The sequence below is a fragment of the Paenibacillus sp. GM2FR genome (assembly GCF_002803325.1).
In the GTDB taxonomy this organism is placed as follows: Bacteria; Bacillota; Bacilli; order Paenibacillales; family Paenibacillaceae; genus Paenibacillus_AQ; species Paenibacillus_AQ lautus.
On the sequence record NZ_MKZM01000008.1, the window covers coordinates 3,337,650 to 3,361,388 of the forward strand.

Consider the following 23,739-nt stretch of genomic DNA (forward strand, 5'->3'; position numbering starts at 1 on the left):
TTTCTTACAATATATCATTGTTTCAATAGAGAATAAAAAGAAAACACCTCCCATAATCGAAGATGTTCATTCATAGCTGCCGGAATTGTAGGATGATTTCAGATAAACACCAAACTCTCTCTTCTTCCCGGTTCCTTCGGTATCTGCCAATTTCTCATATCTGTCAAAATGCGTTCCCGCAAGCAAAATGGACTTCTCCTTCTCCGGCTCGGCCCCGGATTCCCAAAAAAGCATCCCTGTCACGCCCTGGTCTAATTTCCTCAAAAATGCTTCCCGTACCGGCACATCGTCCATCAAATGATAAAATACGGTTAAAAGCAATCCGATATCGAATGTATCCGAACAAGTTGAGCGTTCAAACCGTTCCTCCTTCAGGTCAAAGTGAACCCTTTCTAGAACGTTTAGCTGCCTTGCCAGCTCGTAATGCTCAGCCAATGGCTCATAGCCTGTTACGATGGCCCCCTGACGAGCAAAGTGTCTGGCATAAAATCCGATATCACCCTTTTTCCTCGAACGGATGAAGAACCCAAATACTCCATAATCAGGTCCATACGGGTTGGATAGGCATCATCCCGTTCACTTTTCAAATGCATGAAGTAAGGATTCAATATCGGAGTATATATCAACGTTCGAAGATGGCGGGAAAAGACCTCGGTTACCTGGTTCACAGCATCCGTATGCTTCCAAAACTCATAATCATCTTCGGTCATTCGGGCGGGGACCTGCCTAACTCCGCTGCAATACTGAAAGATGGCCCGATGGTGACCGTCTTTCACATGAAAATAACCGCCCTTTCTGTCGTATTCGACCATAATCGGATCTTTATTGAAATGATCCAGGTCATTGGTGAATAAGGCAGCCATCGTGCCATATTGCAAGCGCCGCTGCTCCAATAGATCGTAGTCCGAGATCGGCACTTCCATATCACGGGTGGTAAATATGGAGGCATGCCAACCCAGATACAACGTCGGGTATTCCCCTTGACCCATAAGGTAACGGAACAATTGCAAATGAGGTGTCAAGCGAGCAATGGGTAGATCCCCATATCTTTTATGGACTTCATACCAGGCGTCCGTGTAGTGTGGAATTAATACGGTTTTATGTTCTTCATCTATGAAGTCCGTAAACAACAATTCCAGCGGCACTTTCGTGACCATGGTCTGCAGATGTGGTTCGGATGACATCGTACAAGCCTCCCTACTGACCTACTTGCCTTGTATCGAAAACAAATACGTGGAAAAATCACGGTTAATGTAATCCTTAAAATGCCTTTTGTCGACGACGGGAAACAGTTCCAGATCCTCCGTTGTCCATGTGCTCAAGTGGGTCTCGAATTCATTGCCGTACGCAGCTCCCTGCGGCCAGTCTGTTCCAATCGGAATATTAAGCAGGACAAAGCGGGATTTTTCAATACAGGTCTGCAGCAGGACAAGCGCCGGCTCTTTTGTAAAGTGCTCCAGAACATCACCTAGAATAATCAGATCGAATTGTCCTGGCTGAACCTCCGCTTGTATATGATCGAACGCATCCGCAACGTGGATGATATTATAGAAACAGGAATGATAGGTATCAATATTGACCGGATAGATTTCAATCCCTTCGATTCGCGTGTCCCAATATGTGCGGAATACGCGCCCCTCCCAGACATCCAAATATTCACGGCAGATCATCCCCCATCGGCCAAAACCAACGCCGACATCCAGGACGGACTTAGGAGATACATACCGGATCAGATCCACACAATAAGATAAATTCTGCCAGTTTGATGTTCCCATTCCCCTACCTCCATTCGATCGTTCTATTTCATATTCATCATCATATTAATAATCCGGTAATCCGGTATGAAATAATCCTTAGGAAGCTTGCTTACCGTTTGCTCCCACACCACTTGATAGACCATTAAAGACGAATCGGAATGATTGACCAGAAACAAATGACGGTACTGGTCTCCGGGTACCTCTACCCCATGCATGGTCATTCCTCCCTTACCTAGTTACTGTGCCCTGCTCATCTCTTTTCGGTAAACTTCCAGTACTCGCTTCACCATGGAATCCAGACCACGATGAGCCAAAGCCCATTTCCGCGCTTCTTTACCAAGAAGCCCACGGTACGCTTCATCTTCCAACAACAGACTCAGATGTGCAGTAAGCATATCGTCATTTCCCGACTGAAAAAGAAGGCCGTTCACCTCATGCTGTACCGCTTCCTTAAGACCGCCCGCATCCGAAGATACGATCGGCAATCCGGCAATCTGCGCCTCCATGACAGAATAGGACAAGGTCTCCATTAGACTCGGTATAACAAAAATATCCGCAAGCCCTAACAACGTGGGAACATCGTCACGCGAGCCCCAAAAACGGACTGCCCCCTCTATACCCAGCTGACGAACGCGCTCTTCGTACAATGATCGCTGATCACCGTCTCCAACAAGCCAGCACTCCCAGTCCTGACGTAAAGTCTGGAGTTTACCCATGGCTTCCAACAATACGTGAATGCCCTTTTCATAACTGAGTCTGGAAGTGCAGATGATCACTTTTTTGTCCACCGGCCGGGTCAGTTCGTGTTCCTTCTTCAGCCTGTCTTCGAAGCTTAGAATATCCATCGCATAGGGAATCAATGAAATTCGGGATTCCGGCAGAGCGAAATGCGATACCATGACATCCCTAAGCCACACAGAAGCCAGCAGCACCTGATCGCTGGATGAGCCCCCGATGTTCTCGACAGATTTGTAATAGTTCCAGACGAGCTGTGGGCTGGAAGGTTTAATCCCTTGATCGTTCTGAATCATATCCAAAATGGTAAGTGCCACGGAGGCATGAATGCTGGTGATCAAAGGAATGCCCGCAGGCTTTACACGACTGACGGCTGCCGCGGCCAGTACATCCTGTGCATGAATTACATCGTATTGCTCCAAGTCCAAATAAGAAAGCGTCAACTCCAAACATAACCGCTCGCATTCAGCATGCCTGACCCAATTATCCGAGAAAATAGGCGATGCAGCAGGAAGATTCGACTCCAGCATCGGCCTGTAATGACTCTTGAACACCTTCCGGTTGTCATCTCCATATACATAAAAACAATCAATGCTATCACCAACCATGTCGACCTCATGGCCCAGTGCTTCAAGCCCCTGCTTGATCTGCTGCATATACTTCCATAATCCACCGACATGAGGAATCAGGAATATCGTCACGAGCAATATCTTCAAGTACCTCACCCTTTTCGTAGAAACCTCGTAATAACCAGCTTCCTTATATTGCGAAGTTATTTACAGGATCGGCTCCCCTAATCGGTAGTTGTGAAACTCATCTCTCGTTAAATGAACAATTTCCTCAACTCTCCATCGATAGAAAGTGAAGATGGCGGGTCCGCCGATTTTTCGCAGCTTATGCCGCTCCCCATAATAAATCAACCCATTCGGAGCGCTGTATACTCTGCCGTTAACAAGAAAAGGCGTAAGTAGCGATGAATCATGGATCAGATCCCCTTCAGGAAGTAAAGCGATTAGTTCGTCCGGCAAGGTGACGACACTTGAATAATTAAAATGGAGCCTGAAATACATTTCGAGGGATACAATCGGATGAAGACGCTGATCGCTCCACAGATAGATTTCCGACCCGCTGCTTTTTACTAGAAGGGTTGCAGGACTGTTCATGATGAAATCCCCGCTTATGTTTAGAGGTGAACCGGTCTCCATTCCTTCGAGTGTCGACTCATCCAATTTCACAATACCTTTCGCGGTAAATCCGTACGAATGGAATGTCACCATATCGCCAATGGGACGCTTCTTGCTATGCTCAACCAAATACACAGCAGAATCCAAGCCCCTAATTAGAATGCCATCCGGTACACGGCTCCTCACCCGATCGGTATGATGCATGACATTCCCACCCTTCAACTTAACCTAGTCCAGTATATTCTTGGCCAATCATTCTGGACTCGTCAGGTAACTATTCCGTTTCACACATTTCTCTCACAAAAAAAGATCCCCGTAGGGATCTATCGATTTAATAGAGATATGATTTGGTTTTTCATGAATTGATAGCTGTGGGGATCATCCTTCTTCGCATAAAAACGAAGTCCGTCCAGCGCTTTGAACAGTTGATGGCCTAACAGTCTCTCTTCAAAATAAGGAATACCTACGCCTTGCTGCTCCAACGCCTGCTGCAGCCTTTTCGGAAACTCCAGCATCGGGTACCACGTATGAAGAACAGAGACATCCAGCATGAAGTCGCCGAACATGGCCATCTCCCAATCCACGATCCCCGTTACGTTCCCGTTCTCTCCCAGCATATTGCCCAAATGGAAATCTCCATGTACAAGATATCGCTCCGGAGGCGAATAGCGAACCAGTTCGATCATCGTTTGGTAAATTTCTTCGAAAAACTCTTTTTCCAGAAAGCTGTTCTCATACAGATTGTGCCATCCATGGTAGAACCCTTCTTGCTCCTCATCGAAAACAGACGTGATGTAGTCCAGCCATGAACGATGGACAGCCTTGCCTTCCGGAGTAATCCAGCCATAACCCTCATGGGAATCCGCGACATGCATCTGACGGATCCGCATGAATTGATGGACAATGCCCGGGATAAGCCCTCGAATTTGCGTCGGCTCAAGAGCACTTATCGGCGTACCGGATACTTTGTCCGAAATGGAGAAGTGAATATTCTCCACTTTCCCTATCTTGTGAATACGGGGAATGGGCAAAGATTGCGCGCCGTACATATCGTAGATTTTGAACACTTTATGAAGGCTGTCCCCATTATCCTTAAAATGAATGACATAATCGGCATCGCCCTTACGGTAACTGAACACCTTGCTTAGTTCCCCCATCTCGATGGGGGTGACATTCATTACCGATTCCCCTTCAATATGCTTCAGATGACTTATCGCCATATCCAAAGACATCTCCGGCTTAAATGTTTTCATATCATGCTCTCCTCCTTCATCATCTGATCCGGGCTCGACTTGGACGCATTCCATCTTCGATATAACAAGGGGAACAATTCATATAAATTAGCGGAGATGCTCGATGCAGAAATATGAATAGTCGAACCCGTCATGCCTTTATTCATGTTCATGAGCTTCCGTTTCCAGGCAGGGTGCCTGGACATCAGATGATCAGGATCATAAACCTCAATTCCTATGAACTTCTCACTCTTGATCTGATAGATATGCATATTTTTAATTTCGTTCCACGCGACGGCTCCAGCGCTCACATAGGAGGATTTATCGACGATGCCCTCCTTATTGATCAAGAGTGCCGGATCCGATTGGAAAAGCTTGGTGATGGCAAACACCAGTCCCGCGCCAAAAAACAAAGCGCAGATGATTCCGACAATGGCGATAACCATGTTGTCCGATGTCACCCCACCGTATACCAATCCACTACCTAGCAGCACAAACGCCAGAGAGCCTATTAGCATTTTGGTCACCTTGGGATAGATCTTTATTTCTTCTTGTTCCTGCATTCGTCGCACTCCTTGGTTGTATTAACCTATGTAGGCGTTTTATCATCCGATGGACATCCATCAATAGCTAACTTGGAATTCCTTAACGAACACCGCCGTGCCGGAAATGTAGACATCCATGGTCTCTTTCCAGCGCTCCACTTGAACCTGTACCCTACCGTCTTTCCCCATTTCCTGGCCTTGTTCAATAGTAAATCGAGCAGAGGATATCTCAGGGTTCAAGTACGTCAAATAATAAGCCCCCATTACGCCCGATGCAGTTCCAGTTACCGGGTCTTCTACGGTGCCGGAGTACGGCGAAGAGAAATGTCTCGCATGCATGAACGAAGACCCATCCATCGTTTCCAGGCAAAAAGGATGCAGCGAGGCTTTTGGATTTTTTGTTAAAATATCCGGAAACGCTGCATTGTCAGGCACCATCCGGTCAAAATGCTCCAATCCTTTTATCGGCACCAACAATGTCCAGATCCCCGTGCTTCCATACACAATGGGCATACTGAAGTCCAAATCGTCACGCTTCAGACCTATGGAGGATGCCAGGCGGTCAACATCTCCCCCATAGGATATGAATTGAGGATGATCCTGCTTCATTTTCATGGTTAACTGGCCCTCGGCATTTTGAAATTCTATAGGCAAAATACCCACCTTGGTCTCCATCCACACGGTTTCTTTTTCCGGCAGCAGTCCCTTGGTTTTCAAGGCATACATGGATGCCATGGTAGCATGGCCGCACAAATTCATTTCATGGCCGGGAGTAAAATACCTTAGTCTAATATCCGCTTGCTCTGATTTTAAGATAAAGGTGGTTTCATTGAATCCAACGCTGCGGGCGATGGATTGCATCTCTTCCTCCGCGAGATCATCTGCATTCAAGACCACACCAGCAGGATTTCCCTTGTTAGGCTGCACCGAGAATGCATCATAATGAAGTACGTTTATTGATTTCATGTTTCTCTGATCCTTCTTTCTGCACCGTCTAGGATTTGAGCATCGAAGTTTAGTGAAAATTTTACCATTAGGGATTTGTTAAATCCAGACCAAATTTACAAACGGCTTCCTACATACGGTTCATTTCGTAAGCCCACTTGAATATATATCTGGCATATTCTTATGAATCAAAACCATACATGGGGGTAATTTCATTGAACACTATCAGCCTGTGCATGATCGTAAAAAACGAGGAACTCGTTTTAAACCGCTGTTTATCCTGTGTTGCCGACATCGTGGATGAGATCATTATTGTTGATACAGGCTCAACCGATCGTACAAAAGAAATCGCTCAATCCTTTACGGAGTCCATCTATGATTTTGAGTGGATTGACGATTTCTCGGCTGCGCGAAATTTTGCTTTTAGTAAGGCTACCCAGGACTATATCTTATGGCTCGATGCTGACGATATCCTGCTGGAAGAAGACCAGCTCAAGTTAAAAGTGCTTAAGGAAACCCTTGCGTCCGGCATTGATTCCGTTACCATGCTCTACCATTTAAGTTCAGACGAATTTGGCAATGTCACCTTCAGTCTCCGGCGCAACCGCCTTGTGAAGCGAATCAGGGGCTTCCGATGGATTGGACCCGTTCATGAGTATTTAGAGGTCTATGGCAATATCATTAATAGTGATGTAGCGGTTACCCATCTCAGCTCGAAGGATGATCCCGATACCGGCCGAAATCTTAGAATCTACGAGAAACGTGCGGCCGCTGGCGAATCGTTCACGCCACGAGATTTATTCTATTATGCGAATGAATTAAAGGATCACGGCCAATTCGAGAAGGCTATTGATAATTACGAACAATTTTTACATACGGAAAAAGGTTGGATTGAGGATATACTCACGGCCTGCAGCAGGCTCTCCGATTGCCATCACGAGCTCGGAAACGGGCAAGCCTCTTTTGAATCCTCTATCAGATCCCTGCATTATGCGCCACCACGGTCAGAATTCTGCTGCCGCATCGGTTACCATTTTTTCTTAAAAAACAACTACGATACGGCCATCTACTGGTATAAACTGGCGAGCGAGCTTGAACTGCCTTCGGATTACATGGGATTTCACAATCCCTCCTTCTCCACCTGGCTGCCTCACCTGCAATTGGCCGTTTGTTACGACCGGATCGGAGCCCATGCTCTTGCGAATCAGCATAATGAGAAGGCGCTTGTCTATCGCCCAGGTGATGAGACGATGCTGGCTAACCAAGAATATTTTCGAAACAAGCTGCAGGAGCTCCAAAGCGACCAAGAGAACCGGGAGTGAGGTGGATATTATACGATTGACGAATTGTATGTACTCGTGGAAGCGACGGATTTTCATGTGAACTCCAGAACCTCTCTTAGAATAAACAGCAGCCCGGCTTCTAATGAGCCGGGCTGCTGCTATTTATTGGATCTATTTGACAGAGACGGTGATGGATACGGTCTTTGAATCGTACTGCCCTTTAATGCGGGCGGTTCCCTTCGCGATCGCTTCAATACGTCCGTTCGTTACTTTGGCAACGCTGGAGTTGCTGGTTGTCCAAACGGCTGTGTCTCCAACATTTGTTTTCGCGCCGGTATCGAATTCAGCTGTAACCGTTACAGTCTTAACGTCACCGGGCTTCAGGTTCAGTTTCTTCTCGCTTGCCGTCAATTTCTTCAATTTCGGAACTACGTTTACCTTGACTGTAACCTCTTTGCCTTGGTAAGAACCCGTAATCGTAGCCGTTCCCTCGGCAACCGCTTTAACAGACGTTTTGGATACCGTCACAATCGCGCTGTCCGAGGAGCTCCAATTCATCTTGGAGGAGAGCGAAACCGTCTTGCCGTTACTGTAATAGCCTGTAACTTTAATCGATTTGGATTTCTTGATGTTGAGATCGATTTTCTCGGGCTCTACAACGATCTTGACAACTTCCTGCTCAACCACGACCGGAATCTTGATGTCTTTATTCAGATAAGTTCCTTTCAGTGTAGTCGAGCCTTTGGTTAATCCCTTAAGCGTACCGTCCTTAATGACAGCTGCTGAGCCTGTCAGTGACCATTCAACGGAAGAAGTCACATCGCTCTCCGTGCCATCTTCAAAAACAGCATTTACTTTCGGCAGCGCAATGCTTCTGCCCATAACCAGCTGATACTCTTCTACATCCGGCAGCAGCACCAGCACTTTTTCATTGACAGTAACCGGCACCGTCGCTACTTCTCTGGAACCGATCTTACCGGTAATTGTTGCTGTACCGGCATCAATGGCTTTGATTTTGCCGTCTTCGGTCGTTACCACTTTCTCATCGCTGGAAGTCCAGATAACCGCGCTGCTGAAATCCTCTTTCTCGTCGTCCAGAAGCGTTCCCGTCACTTTAGGGAATGATTTGGATTCGCCTTTGAGCACGTCCACTTCCGTTTCGGCTGCCTCAAACTTGGTCACGGTCGGATATACTTTTACCGTGAATTCTTTGCTGATTCCCAAGTAACTCACCTTGATGGTGGAAGTTCCCGAAGCTCTCGCTGTAATCACGCCACCATTAACGGATACGGCCAGCGGGTTGGATGAGGTCCATTCCCCGGTCACGTCAATGGATTGCGAAGCCGCGTTGCGAACCTTGGCTTTGACCGTAATCGAATCATTCATAAACAGAACCGGATTCTTGACGAAATCCGTCTGATCCAGAATCAACGCTTCATAAGGATTGCGCACATACACATCCACTTTGGCCGTTGAACCCAGATAGCTCACGCTGATCGTAGATTTACCCAACGCAACCGGTTTTAGCTTGCCATCCTCAATCGTAGCTACGGAAGAATTGGACGATTTCAGCTCTACCTTGTCCGTTACGTCCATACCTGCATCGGTCTCCGACTGCTTGGCAAAGACTTTCAGCTCAACAGGCGCATCGCCAACTAAGAGCTCCTGATCTTCGCCCGGCACGATCGCAAGCTTTTGGTAAGGCGCGACGACTTTTACCGTAAAAGAAGCCTTAAGCCCTTTGTATTCCGCAGTCACGGTTGCGCTTCCCAAACCTACAAGGGTCAATTCGCCTTTGCTTACTTTTACTACGCTGTCATCGGAAGTGGTCCACTTCGCTTCCGTGGTGACGTCGTTCGTTCCGTCAGCCAACGCTTTAACGGTTAGACCTTCCGTTCCAAGCTTATGTTCCACTTTATCCGGTTGATCCAGTTTAAACTCATCAATGGCAAATTTGACATCGACTTCAATCGTTTTGATCGCGCCTTTGTATTTTGCCGTAATTCGAGCCGTACCTTTCTCCAGTGGAATAATGAGTCCACCGTCAACCTTTACGATTCTTGTGTTGGACGAAGTCCACGTCGACTCATTGGTTACATCCTTCTTCGTAGAAGAGCCTTCAATGTTAGCCAATACGCGAAGTTGTTCCGTTGTTTCATTAACGGTTAAGTAAATTTTGCTCTCGTTCGTATCAAATTCAATCGACGTTACGTCCCCGGAGGCGGCGAATACGCTGGTTGGAAAAACCATCGCCAACATCATCACAACGACAAGAAAGATCTTCGTTGTCTTTCTGTTTAAGCTCATTTATTTCTCTCCTTTGTACCTTCTGTCTCTCAGGCTTTTTTTCAGTCTATCTCTATATCGACAATCCGGGATTAAATCGTTACCTTCCGACGCCAAAATAGGCACAAAGTAGGATAATTTCCCAGCTCCGAATCGCTGAAAAATTCCGGCGTGATGAAATGGACAGCTGCCCCTATCAGTCTAAACCCGGGTAATGGTCATCCTGCTTAATCAGTTCAATTGTATGAGTTTATAATTGTTCAAAATAAATAATGGAATCAACAACATTCTGGCTATCGTTATTTTGTTGGCAAGATTCATCGGCTCATCCCCTCGATCTGCAATTGGAATCGTTCGTACCCCTAACTATTCGGCATCGTAAAAGGTCATATGCTCTTTATCCGCGCGGTAATAATCCAGCCTGTCTTTCAAACCGCCCGTATGAAACTCGAACATATGTCCATCTGGGTCCAGGAAGTAGATCGACTTCTTGTCCTTCTCATCCCTTGCCCTGCCCGGCAGAATCTTCACCTGGAGCGCTTGCAGACGAAGCAGCGTTGATTCATATTCATCCTCTTCCATAGTAAAGGCAATATGCGTATACGTTCTATTCGCGGTGCTTCTGTCGACCTGTTCTTCATTTAAAGCAATCCACAGTCCGTTCAGATCGAAATAAGCCAGCTTTCTCCCTTTGACCAGAAGTTTGGCTTCAAACACATCCCTGTAAAAAGCGATGGACCTTTCCAATTCCGAAACAGAAAAGCAAAGATGGTTAATGGCTTGCAGGTTCATTGTTAGGCGACTCCATTTCATTAAAAGATTCGATGATGTCCAGCACATGCAGCGGTTGATGGATCTTCTCATACTCGCTCTCAAGGTATGTATTGAACCAATAGGCGTGATATGGCGTAAGACCGGCATTGCTGGCGCCCCTCAGTTCGTCTGAACCGCCATCCCCGATAAACAGAGATTCCTGCGGTGCCACGGACAATCGGTTACAAGCCAATCGATAGATTTCGGTATTCGGCTTGGCTGCCCCAACCTTATAAGAGAAGATGACGTCATCGAAGTAGGGTGCCAAGCCGCTCTGACCAAAAGAAATCACCTCTTCTTCCGAGCAATTGCTGATCAAGCCCAGCTTTAATCCCCGTTTACGCAAAAGGCCGAGCATCTCATAGATTTCCTGTGGAATGGCGCTGAAAGGGATTGTCTTCTCGCTTACTCTCGATTGGTAGAGAAACTCGACGTGTTCCTCATGATAGGGCAAACTTCGCGACTCCAGAATATCCCGGATAACAGCATGATAACTGGGATAATGCCCATTCATTCTTCGCTCAAACCGGATACGCCACTCCCGTTTAAACTCTGCTTCCGATAGCCCGAGGCTATTCATATAATCATAGGGCCTCTTGGATATCCGCTTGCCCTTTTCGAACTCCGTGATTAACGTCTCGTACAAATCGAAGAACACCGCTCTGACCACCATGAACACAGCTCCCTTCGTTAATCAACGACACCTGCCGCCTGAGGCATTTTAGCCGGATACTGCTTGATTGTTTCATCCAGAACAATCCCCGTCTTCTCATCCCATATCTCGCTTAATTCAAATGTGCCTTCTTCAAAAAACAGGGGGAACCGGCGCTTAAACCAATCCTGCATGGGCAGTTTCAATGCCGCTTCCCGATCCACCCATACCAGCTCGCCTTCGGGGGGATTCTCCAGCAGCTCCCCTTCAAAAGAGGTGGCCAAATAATTAAACACCATATACCGAAGACCTGTATTCGGTTCACACGATTCCTCGAGGCCCTTGTAGATGATGTCCTTCACAATCAAACCGGTTTCTTCCCGAACCTCCCGAATCGCTCCGTTCACAATGCTTTCCGGAAAATCCACTTTGCCGCCGGGCGCAATATAACCGGGAAATCCTTTGGCATCCGGTCTATTCATCAGCAGGATTCTGCTTCCGTCTTGGATCATGCACATGGTGTACAACTTCACTTCGGTCTGCAACCTAACCCCTCATTCCTAACGGTTCTACTTGGTTATAGTATACAACCAGAAACGCTGGATGACGATATGATGAACGGAGATTTCATGTCTTCTGCTTGCAATTCAGGTTTGTAAATCTTCGTAAAAAAAAGACCCGAGCAGCATCTGCTCCGGCCTTTCCGGTAAGTGTATGATCAGCCTTGTCAAATCTCCCCTTTACGCGGCCATTCTCATGTCGGACGAATATCCGCCATACATCATATAACTTGCGCTCGGGGTTTGAACCTGCATCGGAACCATGCAACCGATGGCTGATGCTTCACTGCTATTCCATTGAATAAGTCTTACGACCGCTTCAACATCCCCGGATTGGTAAGCCTCAGCCAATGCCCGAAGATTTAGCGTCATTTCCTCCTCTTCCGGCATGGTCAAGATAAGTTCCTCTTCTTCTGGATCCATCGATTGCAGCACTTTGTGAGCACGATGAAGAGCCGCTTTCACCGCTCCCTCCGTCGTTTTCAGTTTAACCGCGGTTTCCGAAACCGAATATTCATACACTTCACGAAGCAGCAGCACCGTTCGCTGCAGGGGCGACAAGTGTTCCCGCAGCCATTGAAAAGCGAACTCGATGTTCAGTTTGCTGTCCTCGTTCGACGTTTCTTCCCTAAGCAAAACTTGTTCCAGCTTCTCATCCAGAATTCGTCTATAGGTCTGATCCCGGCGGACCCGGTCAATCCATGTATTCTTGGCAATCCGAAGCAGCAGCGCTTCGGGATTAACATGGCTCCGGTTCTTCATATGCTCCAGTGCCTTGATCCAAGTGTCCTGCACCAGATCATCGGAATCCCATGAGGAGTTTGTAAGGGACAAACAATATCTGTGCAGGGTAGCATTCATTTCCTCCAGGCTCAGATCAGCCGGAGGGGTGACGCTCGGTCGATATATCGTCATCGGAAGCTAACTCCTTTCCTCATCTCGGTAAGATATCTTATAGGTAAACGAACGAAGGTATCTTTTCGTTACTTTGATGGTTGAAAATTTTAATTCGTGGTTTCTCCGTATCTTTTGCGGCTGCCTCTTCGTTTACTTGCTGAAACCAGAAAACCTAACGAATATGGAGGATGAAACCATGAATATTGTTCCTTATGTTGTTGAACAAACCAACCGGGGTGAACGATCTTACGATATTTATTCCAGATTGCTGAAGGATCGGATCGTGTTTGTGGGTGCAGCCATCGATGACGCCATCGCTAACAGTATTATTGCACAGCTGCTGTTTCTGGCGGCTGAGGATCCTGAGAAGGATATCCACATGTACATTAACAGTCCGGGCGGCTCTGTTTCTGCGGGCTTTGGCATTTACGATACCATGCAGATTATCAAACCTCAAGTTAATACGATCTGCACGGGCTTCGCCGCTTCTTACGGCGCGATCCTGCTGCTGGCGGGGGCTAAAGGCAAACGCCTCGCGCTGCCGAACAGCGAGATCATGATCCATCAGCCGCTGGGTGGTGTACAGGGGCAGGCCACCGATATTGCCATTACGGCTAAACGCATCTTGAAAACCCGCGAGAAGCTGGCGCACATTATATCCGAGCGGACAGGGCAATCGGTCGAACGCGTCGAAAAGGATATGGAGCGGGATTATTTTATGTCGGCAGAAGAAGCGAAGGAATACGGGATCATTGACGATATCGTCACTAAACTATGACGCTAATCGTAATCATGTCCAACACTGCAAGCCCCGATACTATATTTTATTCACAAGGAGTGAACCGTGTATGCTGAAAAGTTTGCTGAACCAGGAAGTGAGCATTTATTTTACGGATGGAAGCTATGTCCGGAGCGGCACGCTGGAGGAAGTAGGCGAGCAATTCATCCGGTACAAGGATGAATACGAGATGCTGTATGTACCGTTAACCGCAATCCGTTACGTTTCGGTGAATACCAAGGAACGAGACAAACCGAAGGTCGGTTTCACGCCAACCTCCTGATGGATAACAAGAACCGCATGGGCAACTTAGCTCATGCGGTTTTCGTCTGTATCGCTATTTATTTTGTCTAATATGAATGAGACCATTCGCTGTTTGCAGACATCGTTCTGCTCCCTCTGGTGAAAGCCGATAAATTGCAGGGCATGAATAACGGAGTAGAAATCAATCAGCGCCCGCTGCTCTCGGTTCGCTCCCCACTGCCTGCATAACGCCTCCACGTAGGGCATTCCCTGATCTCCAATATCGGAGACCACCGCCGTCTGGGTGAGGGCGATCATGTACAGCGGATCCCCGTAACAGACCCAGTCGAAATCAACGATGCCCTGAAGCTTGCCTTCAGCTACAATTACATTCTTGATCGTAAGATCATCAAGGAAACAGACAGGCTCCACTCGGTCGAAATAAGGCGTGTAACGCTGCTTCATTTTTTGCAATAGGACAATGGTTTCCGGAGTAACTTCATCGATAATATGATCTATATGACTGCGGAAATCACGTTCTATGATCTGTGTCCAAGATGAAAAAGGGCCCTGCTCCCCGATCGGAACCCATCCGAATCCGCTGCCCCTGGGAAGCTCTGACACGCTGCGCTGGTAGGAAATGATCTGCTGGGCAAGTTCAGCTAATTGTTCACGCGTCATTCCCTCAAGCTCATATCGGAGGTCCCGTCCGGGAAAGTGCTCCAGTATCATATAAGCAAAGGGGACCTTTTCCAAGGATACATCCGTTCGGATCACGTTCGGTACCGGCAAACCTAATGAAGAGAGAATCGCAATATTGTCCGCTGTATGCTTCAGGACGCCGGGCTTGTGATTGGTTCTGAGAATGATTTGTTCGTCTGAAAATGTCACGTTGTATACCTGATTGGTATGGCCAAATGACATGCGTTCGATCTTTAGCGGCGGACTGCCGTAAACCTCCGTTATAAGATCTTCCAGGTTCATCTCCACCACCTGCCTTAACGGTTGCTTTATTTATACATCTTCAAAATGTTCAACGACGGGAAATGGATCGTAAAAGTGATGCAGTAATTCTTTCCATTCCTGATATTCGGCGGATCCCCTAAAACCTATCGTGTGATCCTCCAGCGTCTCCCATTTCACCAATAGAACGTATTTGTGCGGATCCTCCAGGCACCGCTTCAACTCATGATGGATATAACCCTTCATCTTGGATATGATTCCTGAGGCGACTTGGAAATTGCGTTCAAAATCTGCCGTAAGTCCTGGTTTCACCTGCAGCATGGCCACTTCGAGTATCATTGCATTCCCTCCTTGTTATAAGGCTACGATTTATATTGCGTTCTATCCTCTATATTCAAGCTCGGTAGAAGCCTGAAAAGTAAATACTCCCTCTTCATCCGGCTCAAGACGATACACCTTCTGGACGGCATTCAGGTTCAGCCCTCCATAAATATGCGGGTACAACTGGTTCATCTCATATAAGTCCTCGTATACAATCTCCGCATCCACCTGATCTTCCTGAATACCTAATACCAATAGATCCGTCCTGCCTGAGTAGAACGTATTGGCTACTCCGCCGACTTGCTCCTCTGTGGAGCAATGGATGAATCGGTCCGTCTCTAAGCTCGGCGGCTCGTACAATCTATGCTCTCGTGCTGCCATCCAGACTTCCTTAGAAATCATATGATAGATCATGCTGTCCGTTCCCCCAGTCGCTTATTTTTCGTACTATCTTGACACACTTGAGATAAAAAAACCATTCTTTTCTTATAGTTTTCATGAAGGCATCCTTCTCATTAGCGAGATCTGGCGGAATGCCCCTTTTTTCCTGATATGAGACGCTCCGTGTACGAATCGTTCCTCCCATCGCTGTTCTTGTCCGGAATCGTTTCGTCCTTTCCGCTACGTTGTGCGAAAACATACGTTAGACATACGAAAAGAAACCGTTTCTTGGTTTCTGATTGAGGACTGACGAAAGTGAGTCTAGAGGTCGGATGGCTTTCGCTGCCCATAATCTACACAAGAAAGCGGCAAGAGCAAGAAAAGGCGGTGCAAGGATAACATCCTGAGCATCGCCATTTCTTCATTTGACACATTTTGTTAATCTGACGAATCTACCGCTTAGTGAGTAAACCTACCTACTTATGGGACAGCCCCTTTACGATCGTATACTGATCCAGGTCAACATCCTCGAAGATTACTTCATGGACGGATTCCCCCAAAGCATACGCCAGCTGTCCATTGATAAAAACGGCGCAGGCCTGCTCATCGATGCCGATCCCGCGCTTCACCTTCTTTGTTCTCATACCTTCCAGCAGATTGGACTGGTCGCTCCACTCCGTATAATGTACGCTGATCAATATATTTGAAAATAACCCTACCCCTTGCTTAAACAACATTACGCCTTGTTCATTATCCAGCGGCGATATGAGGCAGATCTCCGGAAGAATCAAGGCGCCTGCCGAATTCCCCGCAATTGGAACACCCTTCTCGTAACGATCGATTAACAGCTCTTTAAAGGGACCGGTTGCGTAATAGTGATGGTATTTCTCCGTGTTGCCACCGCCAATAAATATTCCCGTAGCCTGTGACAACACCTGTTCGACATGTTCCATGTCCAGCTTTCCATGATTGTCTGGGACGATCACCTGCATATCCTGGGCACCGGAGTCTTTCCACATCTGCTGAAAAAGGGGAACATACTCCTCCCAGCCCGGTTTGTTCATGATGCATAATGCGATTCTAGCGTTGGAACCGCCGGCTTGCTTTATAAATTGTCTATTGGCCTCTGCTTGAAAGGAATGTCCTCCGAGCAAATATAGATATCGATCCCTCAAGATAACGCCCCCCTACTACTTCTTTTTCGGACCACGTTTGTAAACATAGAACAGCAGCACGGATATAAAATAAATCGGAAGCAGGATCATGCCAATCACGGCACTCAGCAGGACGATGGAAAGCTGGCCGCGGTCTGCCATATCATCGTAATTCACATACCCGTATACAACCCAAACCAGCCATACCAACGTCACGGCATATCCTATTTTATAAGGGAATCTCACAGCATTGTTCACATCCTAGAAGTTGTTGGGATTTGCCGGCCTCCTACAGCAAACCAGCGAACGATCATTACGCACCCTGCTCCTCCCTGTAATGACTGACATCCCCATGCAGAATGATGGAAGGCACCTCATCGGTCAGTTCGATCTTGCTCAGGCATGTCGGGTGGATGTATGGCAGATCCCACAGCCGGTCCATGCTTCTCCCTTCAAAATGAGCCATTAACAGCTTGACCACCACGGTATGCGTGACCAGCAAAATACTGGCGCCTGGATTCGAAGCAACAATATCGACAAGCTTGTTAACCGCACGTTCTCTGACCTCATGAAAAGTCTCGCTGCCCGGGACGCCGAACAGCTCTGGATGATTCCAGAAATGATCCAGCTGCTGAGGAAATAATTCGCCGATCCGTTCCTGTATCTGTCCCTCCCATACGCCCAAATTAATTTCTTTGAATTCATCGCAAGCCGTAACCGACACATCTCGGTCCCCTCTAATAATCTCGGCTGTATGGAATGCTCTGTTACTGGTACTTGAGTAGATGAGGTCGATAGGGTCATGCTGCAAGGCTTCGCCGAGCCATTCCGCTTGCTGAACGCCCAGCTTCGTCAGCGGCGAATCCATATGTCCTTGAAAACGGTGCAACACATTCCACTCGGTCTGTCCGTGTCTCACGAGATAGATCGTGGTTGTTTCTTTCATCAATCGTTCCCTCCCTAACCTAATGTGCAACTCATCATTCATCGTTTAACTTAATCGAAAGGTCTTCTTGCCGTATGGCATAAGCCAGCTTGTACAGGTCCGCAATATCTTGCCTGCCGGTCTCTTCAAATCGCTTAACGGCTTCCTCCAAATCAACAGATTCTACCGCGATGACCTGCTCGCCATCTTCGGGATTTAGGGCTCTCCGACGATGCGCACATCCCCATAACCTACCAATCGATCAAAATGAGGATGGGGAATATGCGGCCGATAGGGGGTCTTGCTGTTGGATTCACAACGAAACTGGCCGAAGATTCGATACGACTCAAGTTCTGCACCCAACTCCTCCCTCACTTCCCGTCTAAGTCCATCCATATAGGACTCCCCGGGTTCCAGGGTTCCTCCAGGAAGCTCCCAGCTTCCGTCCGCTACCTGAAAAATAATGCAGCGATCCCCGTCAAATGGAAGGATGGTAACATTGCTGACCTTCGATTCATTGATTTCTTCGCCAAAGGCAAACCTGGCTCTCACTACGCCCCAATGGATATCATTCGAGAGGGCCGGGTACAGGCTCAAATCCCTGTTTTTTCTCATACACGCAATTCCTTTCGAATTTTACAAATATTCATGCTACCTATGTAGCACTGTATTCATGAACCATAAGCACCTGCTCCATCGAGCTCGTAAATCCAAGCTCCTTCAGCACGTTCACCAGTTCCTTATGCGAAGCTCGGATGTTGAATGCGGACCGCTTGCAGGCATAACCGGGTTGTATCATCTCCAGTACCGCGGTCTTCATCACGGCTTCTGCATCCGGATGTCCTGGAGCGGCTTCACAGCGAAACAGCGTAATGCCTGCCAAACTACCTGTGGCATCAAACACCCGCTTAAACAAACCAAAACCCACCGGTTCTTCTCCTTCATACACAATAACGCATTCGCCATCCTTGATACTGGAAGCGTCTGTCTGCCAGACTTCACCGGATCGATAGAAGGCTACGGAGGCAGCCTCCGCAGCTAGGCCTCTGACCAGCGTATACGGTGAACGAGTATTCTTCGCACCTTGCTGCTCCGGAGGCTGTTCATTCGTCATGATGAGCAGCCGGTCGATGATATGATATCCAACGCTTTCGTAGAGACGAATCGCTGGCGCATTCGTACTGATCGCCTCTAAATAGGCACGACGGACGCCTTGTTCTACGTACAGCTCTTCGTTTTTCTCCATCATGTTCTTGCCGATTCCCTTCCCCCGGAAATCGGGGGCTATCGCCGTCCCGCCGTTACGTGCAATCTTAACGCCATCTTCCTCCCGAAAGCCGTTCATGACGATGCCGGCCGGTACGCCATCCATGTAACAAGCGAGTGATCTCTCCATGCACAGACCATCATTTCCGATACGGGCAATGAAACGGTCCAGCGGCATCGAGGCGTTCACCATGTATCCTTCAAATGAGTGATTCCAGAGCTCCGATACTTCCCGAATCGGAAGCTCGCTTAACGGTTTGTATGTAATCATAGTCAAATCCTCCTAATTAGCCATGAGTGAGTATGGCATATTTAGAGATGCTCTCTATTAAAAACATGCAGGAAGCACACTTGAGTAACGTACTCATCGTGTTCTCCTGCATGTCTTAGCCATGCTTATTTACGTTTAAAGAGCTGCGTCATCTACGCTATCCAGCCAAGCCTCGATGCTGCCAATGACGGAAGTGACACAGCCATCCTCGAATGGGGAGATCAGACCTGCCACCTTCACCAATTCGGTGAACGACTTGCTTCCGCCTTGACGGCAGAGGTGCAGATAATCTGCCCATGCAGCGGATTGATCCTCATGCATCTTTTTCCAGAACTGGAATGCACAGATTTGAGCCAAGGTATAGTCGATATAATAGAACGGTGAATTAAAGATATGACCTTGTTTGTGCCAGAAACCGCCTTGTTCCAGATACGCATTATCTTCATAGTTCCGGTGCGGCAGATATTTTCGTTCGATCTCGCGCCATGCCTGTTTGCGTTCGGCCGGCGTTGCATCCGGATTCTCATAAACAAAATGCTGGAATTCATCAACCGTGACCCCGTAAGGAATGAAGATGAGTCCGCTCGCGAGATGGTCGAAGCGGTATTTATCCGCCTCGTCTTCGAAGAAGCGGTCCATCCACGGCCATGTGAAGAACTCCATGCTCATGGAATGAATTTCGCACGCCTCATAGGTAGGAAATCCATACTCCGGTACCTCGAACCCTCTGCTCTCGTACACTTGGAACGCATGACCGGCTTCGTGCGTCAGCACATCAATATCGCCGGAAGTCCCGTTAAAGTTGGAGAAAATAAACGGTGCGCCGTACTCGCTAATATAGGTGCAGTATCCGCCGCTCTGCTTGCCTTTTTTGGCAACCAGATCCATGAGGCCGTTCTCCTGCATGAAGGTAAAGAACTCGTGAGTTTCCGGAGACAATTCTTCATACATCTTCGCACCATGGTTGACGATCCAATCCGGGTCACCCTTAGGTGTGGCATTCCCCGATTTAAATGAGAAGTTCTCATCGTAGTACAGCAATTGGTCCACATCGATTCGTTTCTGCTGACGTTCTCTCAGCTTGGATGCAACAGGTACGATATGCTCCAGCACCTGGTTACGGAAATTAGCGACCATCTCCGCGTTATAATCCGTGCGGGCCATGCGAGCGTAACCAAGCTCTACGTAATTGTTAAATCCAAGCTTCTTGGCAATCTTGGTTCTTACTTTAACCAGATCATCATAGATACGGTCGAAGTTTGCTTCGTTCTCAGCCATGAAGCCGCTGGACGCCTCCATTGCACGTTTACGCATATTGCGGTCCGTCGATTGCTGGAAAGGAATCAATTGCGACAAGGTACGCTCTTCACCTTCGAACTGAATTTTGGCAGAAGCGATCAGCTTCGAATATTCCGTCGTCAGTTTATTCTCCTGCTGCAAGTCCTCAATGATCTCAGGACTGAATGTTTTGAGGGAGAGCTCTGCCAGCTGGAACAGCTGCCGCCCCCATTTGTTCTCAAGCTCGGCTCTGAATTTAGAATCCACGAGGGCACGATAATAATCCGTTATGTATTCCTGGATGACCGGTCCGTTCTCGTCGAAGAAATCCTGCTCTGCCTTATAGAACTCGTCGTTCGTATCAATCGAGTGACGGATGTACACCAGTTGACTCAGGGTGTCCATCTCACTACGGAGTTTGTTAATGCGGGTCATCGCCTCATCCTGCTCCTCATACGTGCTGGCGGAGGTGAAGGCGCTAAGCTGTTCTTTAAACTTTTGCTCAAAAGCTTTAACGTCGGGGCGTTCATAGCGATATTCGCTGAATTTCATAAGACACCTATCCTTTCCCATATAAAAAATGCATCCTGGCGTCTGATCGCATGGATTCAAAACACCAAACTATATCTAAATTCTATATGCGAATCAGAATATCCTTCACAGGTCTATGAAATTCTACACGCCCCTATGGGCTACGTTATAATCTTAAGGCCAATCGCTGAAGCCAGGATTAAAGCAATGAAAAATATCCGACGTGCTTCCTTCGGTTCTCCAAAAGCAAACATCCCCAGCAAGGTACTGCCGGCCGTCCCCATTCCCGTCCAAATCGCATAAGCGGTTCCCATGGAAATAAAGGCCATCGCGTACGTCAGCAGCAGAAAACTCGAACCGAGCGAACAGGCCAAAAAGATGTAGGAGCCCAAGCTGCGAGTCAGGCTCACCCTTCTTAACGCAATCACACCCAACACTTCACATAACCCTGCGGCGATCAGAGCGATCCATTCCATTACGCACCACTCTCCTTCGCCTGATTATCCGTGTCTTTCGTGACCAGTTTGAGTCCCAACACCCCTGCAGCCAACATGCCAATCAGCAGCAGCTTGATGGGATTCGCCTGCTCGCCAAACACAAGGATCTCCATCAGCACCGTACCGGCTGTCCCGAGTCCTGTGAAAATCACATAGACCGTACCGATGGGAAGTTTAGCCGCAGAGTCCAGAAAAACTTTAAAGCTGAATATAATCGAAGCGATGGTAATGATCCACTGCCACCAGGTATCGGAATGCTTCAAACCGGATACCCATACAACCTCCAGTGCTCCCGCCAACAATAAGAGCCACCATGCCTTTTTCATCCTCCAACATCCTTCCACTCTTTATTTGTATATAAAATGTTTGTGATGTAGTTGTGATTGTAATCTAAAAATGGCATACCGTATAATGATAATAAATAATGATGTCATCATTTTTAGTGATGTCTGGAGGAGAGAGAGGATGGTTTAGATGGAGCTTACCGATCTGAAGGTATTTCTGAGGATTGCCGATGAAGGGAATATCACCCGCGCTGCGGAGCAACTTGGGTATGTGCAGTCCAATGTTACGGCCCGGGTCAAAAAGCTTGAGAATGAACTGGGGGTTCCCTTATTCAACAGACACTCCAATGGAGTGACTTTGACGGAAAAAGGGCGCACGTTCCGGGACTATGCGTGTACTATTCACAATCTGTCTGAAGAAGCGGTGCGTGCTGTACAGGAAACGCCTTATCCAAGCGGTTCTTTAACCATTGGCGTCGTGGATACGGTGCATTGCGGACATTTCATTAAATCCTTGTCGGACTATCAAACCATGTACCCGGACGTCAAGCTATCGCTCTTGACCGGCAGCTCTTCGGAGCTGATTACCCAAGTATTAAACTATCAGCTTGACGGGGCATTTGTGACGGGAAACATTCCGCCGAAGCTGGTTGCTGATTATATAGAAGAGGATGAGGTCAAACTGCTGACCAAATCGAAGGAGCAGCCCTTTCCCGATCTGGCAGTGACCAAATGGGCCGTTGCTCCGGCGGGATGCCCGTTTCGAAGCATCCTCGAAAGATGGCTGTTAAGCCAAGGGATTCCGCTGACCAATATGATCGAAGTCTCATCATTAGAGACCCAATTAGGCATCGTACAATCAGGCCTTGCCGCTACGCTGCTCCCCACCTCCGTCTTGAGTGGAGAATTTGCGAATATGGGCAGCTTCTCGATCCCGGAAGCCTTCCGGCACACCTCGACAAGCCTGATCAGGCGTAACGACCGGTTCAAGAACAAGGCATTTTCCGCTTTTGCCGAGCTGGTTAAGGTTAATTTCGATAAGACGGAAGGTTTATGAATAATTACACTTTCAACGTCATAACTGTCCTCCTAGAGTGGATATGGTGGTATTCTTCCGCGATAGTTCCATCTGCCGCTCGATATAATGGGCGACGCCATCAAGCTCATTCGAGTCGATAATATGGTCAGCCAGCTGCAGTATCCTCTCGTGCGCGTTCCGGACTGCGATCCGCGTGCCTCCGGCCTCGAACAGGCCGATATCATTGATGTGGTCGCCGAACACCACCGCGTTCTCCAGATCAATCCCCATGTGGGCGGACCATAATCGGAGACCGTCTCTTTTGTTTGCTTTGGCATGGCTGAATTCGAGGAAATAGTGGTTGCGAATGTAATAATCCGGCATCATATGCGCATGAATCACGTCGCCGTATAATGTCGTGACCTCTTGCCGAATCGGCTCCAATTCCTCATGTAGTCCAATGTATGTAAGAGCTAAAGTCCGGTAATCCGGCGGGCAGCTCAGGTTCTTCACTTCCAGGAATCTCGGATCACGGGGGCGGCTATCGTAGAAGGACATTTCCCCCTCTCTACGCAGCGTCTCATGCAGAACACGCTCCCGCTGATCCTTATCGAGCGAGAAATAAAAGGGGGTAATGCCAAACTTCCTCCCAACGTCGATAATTTCATTCGAGATATCCCGCTCCAGCCAATATCCATCCATTACGTTTTGATTCAACCCGTCATATATCAAAGCACCGTTATAAAGAATCACGGGGTATTTCCACGAGATATCCGATACAACGCTTTGAGCGCTAATATTGCCGCGGGCAGTGGCAAACGTAACAACCACGTCCTGCTCCAGCGCATTCGAGATAACATCCCTAGTATAGGGTGAAAGTGTCTGATCTGATCGCAGAAGCGTTCCATCCAGATCCGTAATATATGCTCTTTTCTTCATC

At 47.8% G+C, this 23,739-nt stretch carries 30 protein-coding genes; 4 read left to right on the top strand and 26 right to left on the bottom strand.

Annotation, left to right across the window (positions count from 1 at the left end; genetic code table 11):
* Positions 1-66: 66 nt before the first annotated feature.
* From PAEVO_RS34360 to PAEVO_RS15060, 9 genes are all read right to left on the bottom strand, one after another.
* Positions 67-435, bottom strand: coding sequence for a hypothetical protein (locus tag PAEVO_RS34360; RefSeq protein ID WP_243390780.1), 369 nt, complete (start codon positions 433-435; stop codon positions 67-69).
* Between the two features lie 14 nt (positions 436-449).
* Positions 450-1,184, bottom strand: a complete 735-nt coding sequence (locus PAEVO_RS34365; protein ID WP_243390781.1) for a hypothetical protein — start codon at positions 1,182-1,184, stop codon at positions 450-452.
* Positions 1,185-1,205: 21 nt separating this feature from the next.
* A complete protein-coding gene (locus tag PAEVO_RS15035) occupies positions 1,206-1,775 on the bottom strand; it encodes a methyltransferase domain-containing protein (protein WP_100538263.1) in 570 nt (189 codons plus the stop codon).
* Positions 1,776-1,798: 23 nt separating this feature from the next.
* Entirely contained in the window at positions 1,799-1,972 is a 174-nt protein-coding gene (locus tag PAEVO_RS33845) for a hypothetical protein (RefSeq protein WP_165789669.1), read from the bottom strand.
* A 21-nt stretch (positions 1,973-1,993) separates the two neighbouring features.
* Positions 1,994-3,208, bottom strand: a complete 1,215-nt coding sequence (locus PAEVO_RS15040; protein WP_100538264.1) for a glycosyltransferase family 4 protein — start codon at positions 3,206-3,208, stop codon at positions 1,994-1,996.
* Between the two features lie 60 nt (positions 3,209-3,268).
* Positions 3,269-3,880, bottom strand: coding sequence for a hypothetical protein (locus PAEVO_RS15045; RefSeq protein ID WP_100538265.1), 612 nt, complete (start codon positions 3,878-3,880; stop codon positions 3,269-3,271).
* Between the two features lie 119 nt (positions 3,881-3,999).
* Entirely contained in the window at positions 4,000-4,929 is a 930-nt protein-coding gene (locus PAEVO_RS15050; protein WP_100538266.1) for a phosphotransferase family protein, read from the bottom strand.
* Positions 4,926-5,471 (bottom strand): STM3941 family protein, encoded by a 546-nt coding sequence (locus PAEVO_RS15055; protein ID WP_100538267.1) that lies wholly within the window; start codon positions 5,469-5,471, stop codon positions 4,926-4,928. The genes PAEVO_RS15050 and PAEVO_RS15055 overlap by 4 nt, the downstream gene beginning before the upstream one ends.
* Before the next feature lie 60 nt (positions 5,472-5,531).
* Positions 5,532-6,419 carry a PhzF family phenazine biosynthesis isomerase gene (locus tag PAEVO_RS15060; RefSeq protein ID WP_100538268.1) on the bottom strand — a complete coding sequence of 296 codons (888 nt, stop codon included), beginning with the start codon at positions 6,417-6,419 and terminating at the stop codon, positions 5,532-5,534.
* Between the two features lie 194 nt (positions 6,420-6,613).
* Between PAEVO_RS15060 and PAEVO_RS15065 the strand changes: the two genes are divergently transcribed.
* Positions 6,614-7,720, top strand: a complete 1,107-nt coding sequence (locus PAEVO_RS15065; RefSeq protein WP_100538269.1) for a glycosyltransferase — start codon at positions 6,614-6,616, stop codon at positions 7,718-7,720.
* A gap of 132 nt (positions 7,721-7,852) precedes the next feature.
* Here PAEVO_RS15065 and PAEVO_RS15070 read toward each other — a convergent pair whose 3' ends face one another.
* The 5 genes from PAEVO_RS15070 to PAEVO_RS15090 all read right to left on the bottom strand — a co-directional run bounded on the left by PAEVO_RS15070 (position 7,853) and on the right by PAEVO_RS15090 (position 12,907).
* Positions 7,853-9,988, bottom strand: coding sequence for an Ig-like domain-containing protein (locus PAEVO_RS15070; protein ID WP_100538270.1), 2,136 nt, complete (start codon positions 9,986-9,988; stop codon positions 7,853-7,855).
* A gap of 345 nt (positions 9,989-10,333) precedes the next feature.
* Positions 10,334-10,759, bottom strand: a complete 426-nt coding sequence (gene fosB, locus PAEVO_RS15075) for a metallothiol transferase FosB (protein ID WP_100538271.1) — start codon at positions 10,757-10,759, stop codon at positions 10,334-10,336.
* Positions 10,740-11,453, bottom strand: coding sequence for an HAD family hydrolase (locus PAEVO_RS15080; RefSeq protein ID WP_100538272.1), 714 nt, complete (start codon positions 11,451-11,453; stop codon positions 10,740-10,742). Before PAEVO_RS15080 ends, fosB begins: the two co-directional genes overlap by 20 nt.
* A 17-nt stretch (positions 11,454-11,470) precedes the next feature.
* Positions 11,471-11,944 (bottom strand): 8-oxo-dGTP diphosphatase, encoded by a 474-nt coding sequence (locus tag PAEVO_RS15085; RefSeq protein WP_243390782.1) that lies wholly within the window; start codon positions 11,942-11,944, stop codon positions 11,471-11,473.
* 228 nt (positions 11,945-12,172) lie between these two features.
* Positions 12,173-12,907, bottom strand: a complete 735-nt coding sequence (locus tag PAEVO_RS15090; protein ID WP_100538273.1) for an RNA polymerase sigma factor — start codon at positions 12,905-12,907, stop codon at positions 12,173-12,175.
* A gap of 163 nt (positions 12,908-13,070) precedes the next feature.
* Here PAEVO_RS15090 and clpP point away from each other — a divergent pair, with 163 nt between their 5' ends.
* Both clpP and PAEVO_RS15100 read left to right on the top strand, forming a co-directional pair.
* Positions 13,071-13,667, top strand: coding sequence for an ATP-dependent Clp endopeptidase proteolytic subunit ClpP (clpP, locus tag PAEVO_RS15095; protein ID WP_015736473.1), 597 nt, complete (start codon positions 13,071-13,073; stop codon positions 13,665-13,667).
* Between the two features lie 70 nt (positions 13,668-13,737).
* On the top strand, positions 13,738-13,950 hold the full coding sequence (locus tag PAEVO_RS15100; protein ID WP_100538274.1) for a hypothetical protein: 213 nt from the start codon (positions 13,738-13,740) through the stop codon (positions 13,948-13,950).
* A gap of 26 nt (positions 13,951-13,976) precedes the next feature.
* On the opposite strand, the gene PAEVO_RS15105 is transcribed toward PAEVO_RS15100, so the two are convergent.
* The 11 genes from PAEVO_RS15105 to PAEVO_RS15155 form a co-directional block, all read right to left on the bottom strand.
* Complete coding sequence (locus PAEVO_RS15105) at positions 13,977-14,894, bottom strand: phosphotransferase family protein (RefSeq protein ID WP_100538275.1); 918 nt, start codon at positions 14,892-14,894, stop codon at positions 13,977-13,979.
* 30 nt (positions 14,895-14,924) lie between these two features.
* Complete coding sequence (locus tag PAEVO_RS15110; RefSeq protein ID WP_100538276.1) at positions 14,925-15,212, bottom strand: antibiotic biosynthesis monooxygenase family protein; 288 nt, start codon at positions 15,210-15,212, stop codon at positions 14,925-14,927.
* A 42-nt stretch (positions 15,213-15,254) separates the two neighbouring features.
* A complete protein-coding gene (locus tag PAEVO_RS15115; protein WP_100538277.1) occupies positions 15,255-15,608 on the bottom strand; it encodes a DUF952 domain-containing protein in 354 nt (117 codons plus the stop codon).
* Positions 15,609-16,051: 443 nt separating this feature from the next.
* Entirely contained in the window at positions 16,052-16,750 is a 699-nt protein-coding gene (locus PAEVO_RS15120; protein WP_100538278.1) for a cyanophycinase, read from the bottom strand.
* Positions 16,751-16,765: 15 nt separating this feature from the next.
* Positions 16,766-16,987, bottom strand: coding sequence for a hypothetical protein (locus tag PAEVO_RS15125; RefSeq protein WP_243390783.1), 222 nt, complete (start codon positions 16,985-16,987; stop codon positions 16,766-16,768).
* A 55-nt stretch (positions 16,988-17,042) separates the two neighbouring features.
* A complete protein-coding gene (locus PAEVO_RS15130; protein ID WP_100538279.1) occupies positions 17,043-17,675 on the bottom strand; it encodes a histidine phosphatase family protein in 633 nt (210 codons plus the stop codon).
* Between the two features lie 195 nt (positions 17,676-17,870).
* On the bottom strand, positions 17,871-18,269 hold the full coding sequence (locus tag PAEVO_RS15135) for an NUDIX hydrolase (protein ID WP_243390784.1): 399 nt from the start codon (positions 18,267-18,269) through the stop codon (positions 17,871-17,873).
* 40 nt (positions 18,270-18,309) lie between these two features.
* Entirely contained in the window at positions 18,310-19,191 is an 882-nt protein-coding gene (locus tag PAEVO_RS15140; protein ID WP_100538280.1) for a GNAT family N-acetyltransferase, read from the bottom strand.
* Between the two features lie 135 nt (positions 19,192-19,326).
* Positions 19,327-21,021 (bottom strand): M3 family oligoendopeptidase, encoded by a 1,695-nt coding sequence (locus tag PAEVO_RS15145; RefSeq protein WP_100538281.1) that lies wholly within the window; start codon positions 21,019-21,021, stop codon positions 19,327-19,329.
* Between the two features lie 140 nt (positions 21,022-21,161).
* Positions 21,162-21,476, bottom strand: coding sequence for a DMT family transporter (locus PAEVO_RS15150; RefSeq protein ID WP_100538282.1), 315 nt, complete (start codon positions 21,474-21,476; stop codon positions 21,162-21,164).
* Positions 21,476-21,823: a DMT family transporter gene (locus PAEVO_RS15155; protein WP_100538283.1), complete on the bottom strand. Its 348-nt coding sequence runs from the start codon at positions 21,821-21,823 to the stop codon at positions 21,476-21,478. Before PAEVO_RS15155 ends, PAEVO_RS15150 begins: the two co-directional genes overlap by 1 nt.
* Before the next feature lie 148 nt (positions 21,824-21,971).
* Here PAEVO_RS15155 and PAEVO_RS15160 point away from each other — a divergent pair, with 148 nt between their 5' ends.
* Entirely contained in the window at positions 21,972-22,838 is an 867-nt protein-coding gene (locus tag PAEVO_RS15160; RefSeq protein ID WP_100538284.1) for a LysR family transcriptional regulator, read from the top strand.
* 18 nt (positions 22,839-22,856) lie between these two features.
* On the opposite strand, the gene PAEVO_RS15165 is transcribed toward PAEVO_RS15160, so the two are convergent.
* Positions 22,857-23,738, bottom strand: coding sequence for an HAD family hydrolase (locus PAEVO_RS15165; RefSeq protein ID WP_100538285.1), 882 nt, complete (start codon positions 23,736-23,738; stop codon positions 22,857-22,859).
* Position 23,739: the final 1 nt, after the last annotated feature.

Excerpts from the sequence above, each read along its gene's own strand:
- PAEVO_RS34365 (WP_243390781.1), bottom strand. The coding sequence starts at position 1,184 with ATGTCATCCGAACCACATCTGCAGACCATGGTCACGAAAGTGCCGCTG.
- PAEVO_RS15035 (WP_100538263.1), bottom strand. The coding sequence starts at position 1,775 with ATGGGAACATCAAACTGGCAGAATTTATCTTATTGTGTGGATCTGATC.
- PAEVO_RS33845 (WP_165789669.1), bottom strand. The coding sequence starts at position 1,972 with ATGCATGGGGTAGAGGTACCCGGAGACCAGTACCGTCATTTGTTTCTG.
- PAEVO_RS15045 (WP_100538265.1), bottom strand. The coding sequence starts at position 3,880 with ATGCATCATACCGATCGGGTGAGGAGCCGTGTACCGGATGGCATTCTA.
- PAEVO_RS15050 (WP_100538266.1), bottom strand. The coding sequence starts at position 4,929 with ATGAAAACATTTAAGCCGGAGATGTCTTTGGATATGGCGATAAGTCAT.
- PAEVO_RS15055 (WP_100538267.1), bottom strand. The coding sequence starts at position 5,471 with ATGCAGGAACAAGAAGAAATAAAGATCTATCCCAAGGTGACCAAAATG.
- PAEVO_RS15060 (WP_100538268.1), bottom strand. The coding sequence starts at position 6,419 with ATGAAATCAATAAACGTACTTCATTATGATGCATTCTCGGTGCAGCCT.
- PAEVO_RS15070 (WP_100538270.1), bottom strand. The coding sequence starts at position 9,988 with ATGAGCTTAAACAGAAAGACAACGAAGATCTTTCTTGTCGTTGTGATG.
- fosB (WP_100538271.1), bottom strand. The coding sequence starts at position 10,759 with ATGAACCTGCAAGCCATTAACCATCTTTGCTTTTCTGTTTCGGAATTG.
- PAEVO_RS15080 (WP_100538272.1), bottom strand. The coding sequence starts at position 11,453 with ATGGTGGTCAGAGCGGTGTTCTTCGATTTGTACGAGACGTTAATCACG.
- PAEVO_RS15085 (WP_243390782.1), bottom strand. The coding sequence starts at position 11,944 with ATGATCCAAGACGGAAGCAGAATCCTGCTGATGAATAGACCGGATGCC.
- PAEVO_RS15090 (WP_100538273.1), bottom strand. The coding sequence starts at position 12,907 with ATGACGATATATCGACCGAGCGTCACCCCTCCGGCTGATCTGAGCCTG.
- clpP (WP_015736473.1), top strand. The coding sequence starts at position 13,071 with ATGGAGGATGAAACCATGAATATTGTTCCTTATGTTGTTGAACAAACC.
- PAEVO_RS15100 (WP_100538274.1), top strand. The coding sequence starts at position 13,738 with ATGCTGAAAAGTTTGCTGAACCAGGAAGTGAGCATTTATTTTACGGAT.
- PAEVO_RS15105 (WP_100538275.1), bottom strand. The coding sequence starts at position 14,894 with ATGAACCTGGAAGATCTTATAACGGAGGTTTACGGCAGTCCGCCGCTA.
- PAEVO_RS15110 (WP_100538276.1), bottom strand. The coding sequence starts at position 15,212 with ATGATACTCGAAGTGGCCATGCTGCAGGTGAAACCAGGACTTACGGCA.
- PAEVO_RS15115 (WP_100538277.1), bottom strand. The coding sequence starts at position 15,608 with ATGATCTATCATATGATTTCTAAGGAAGTCTGGATGGCAGCACGAGAG.
- PAEVO_RS15130 (WP_100538279.1), bottom strand. The coding sequence starts at position 17,675 with ATGAAAGAAACAACCACGATCTATCTCGTGAGACACGGACAGACCGAG.
- PAEVO_RS15135 (WP_243390784.1), bottom strand. The coding sequence starts at position 18,269 with ATGAGAAAAAACAGGGATTTGAGCCTGTACCCGGCCCTCTCGAATGAT.
- PAEVO_RS15140 (WP_100538280.1), bottom strand. The coding sequence starts at position 19,191 with ATGATTACATACAAACCGTTAAGCGAGCTTCCGATTCGGGAAGTATCG.
- PAEVO_RS15145 (WP_100538281.1), bottom strand. The coding sequence starts at position 21,021 with ATGAAATTCAGCGAATATCGCTATGAACGCCCCGACGTTAAAGCTTTT.
- PAEVO_RS15150 (WP_100538282.1), bottom strand. The coding sequence starts at position 21,476 with ATGGAATGGATCGCTCTGATCGCCGCAGGGTTATGTGAAGTGTTGGGT.
- PAEVO_RS15155 (WP_100538283.1), bottom strand. The coding sequence starts at position 21,823 with ATGAAAAAGGCATGGTGGCTCTTATTGTTGGCGGGAGCACTGGAGGTT.
- PAEVO_RS15160 (WP_100538284.1), top strand. The coding sequence starts at position 21,972 with ATGGAGCTTACCGATCTGAAGGTATTTCTGAGGATTGCCGATGAAGGG.
- PAEVO_RS15165 (WP_100538285.1), bottom strand. The coding sequence starts at position 23,738 with ATGAAGAAAAGAGCATATATTACGGATCTGGATGGAACGCTTCTGCGA.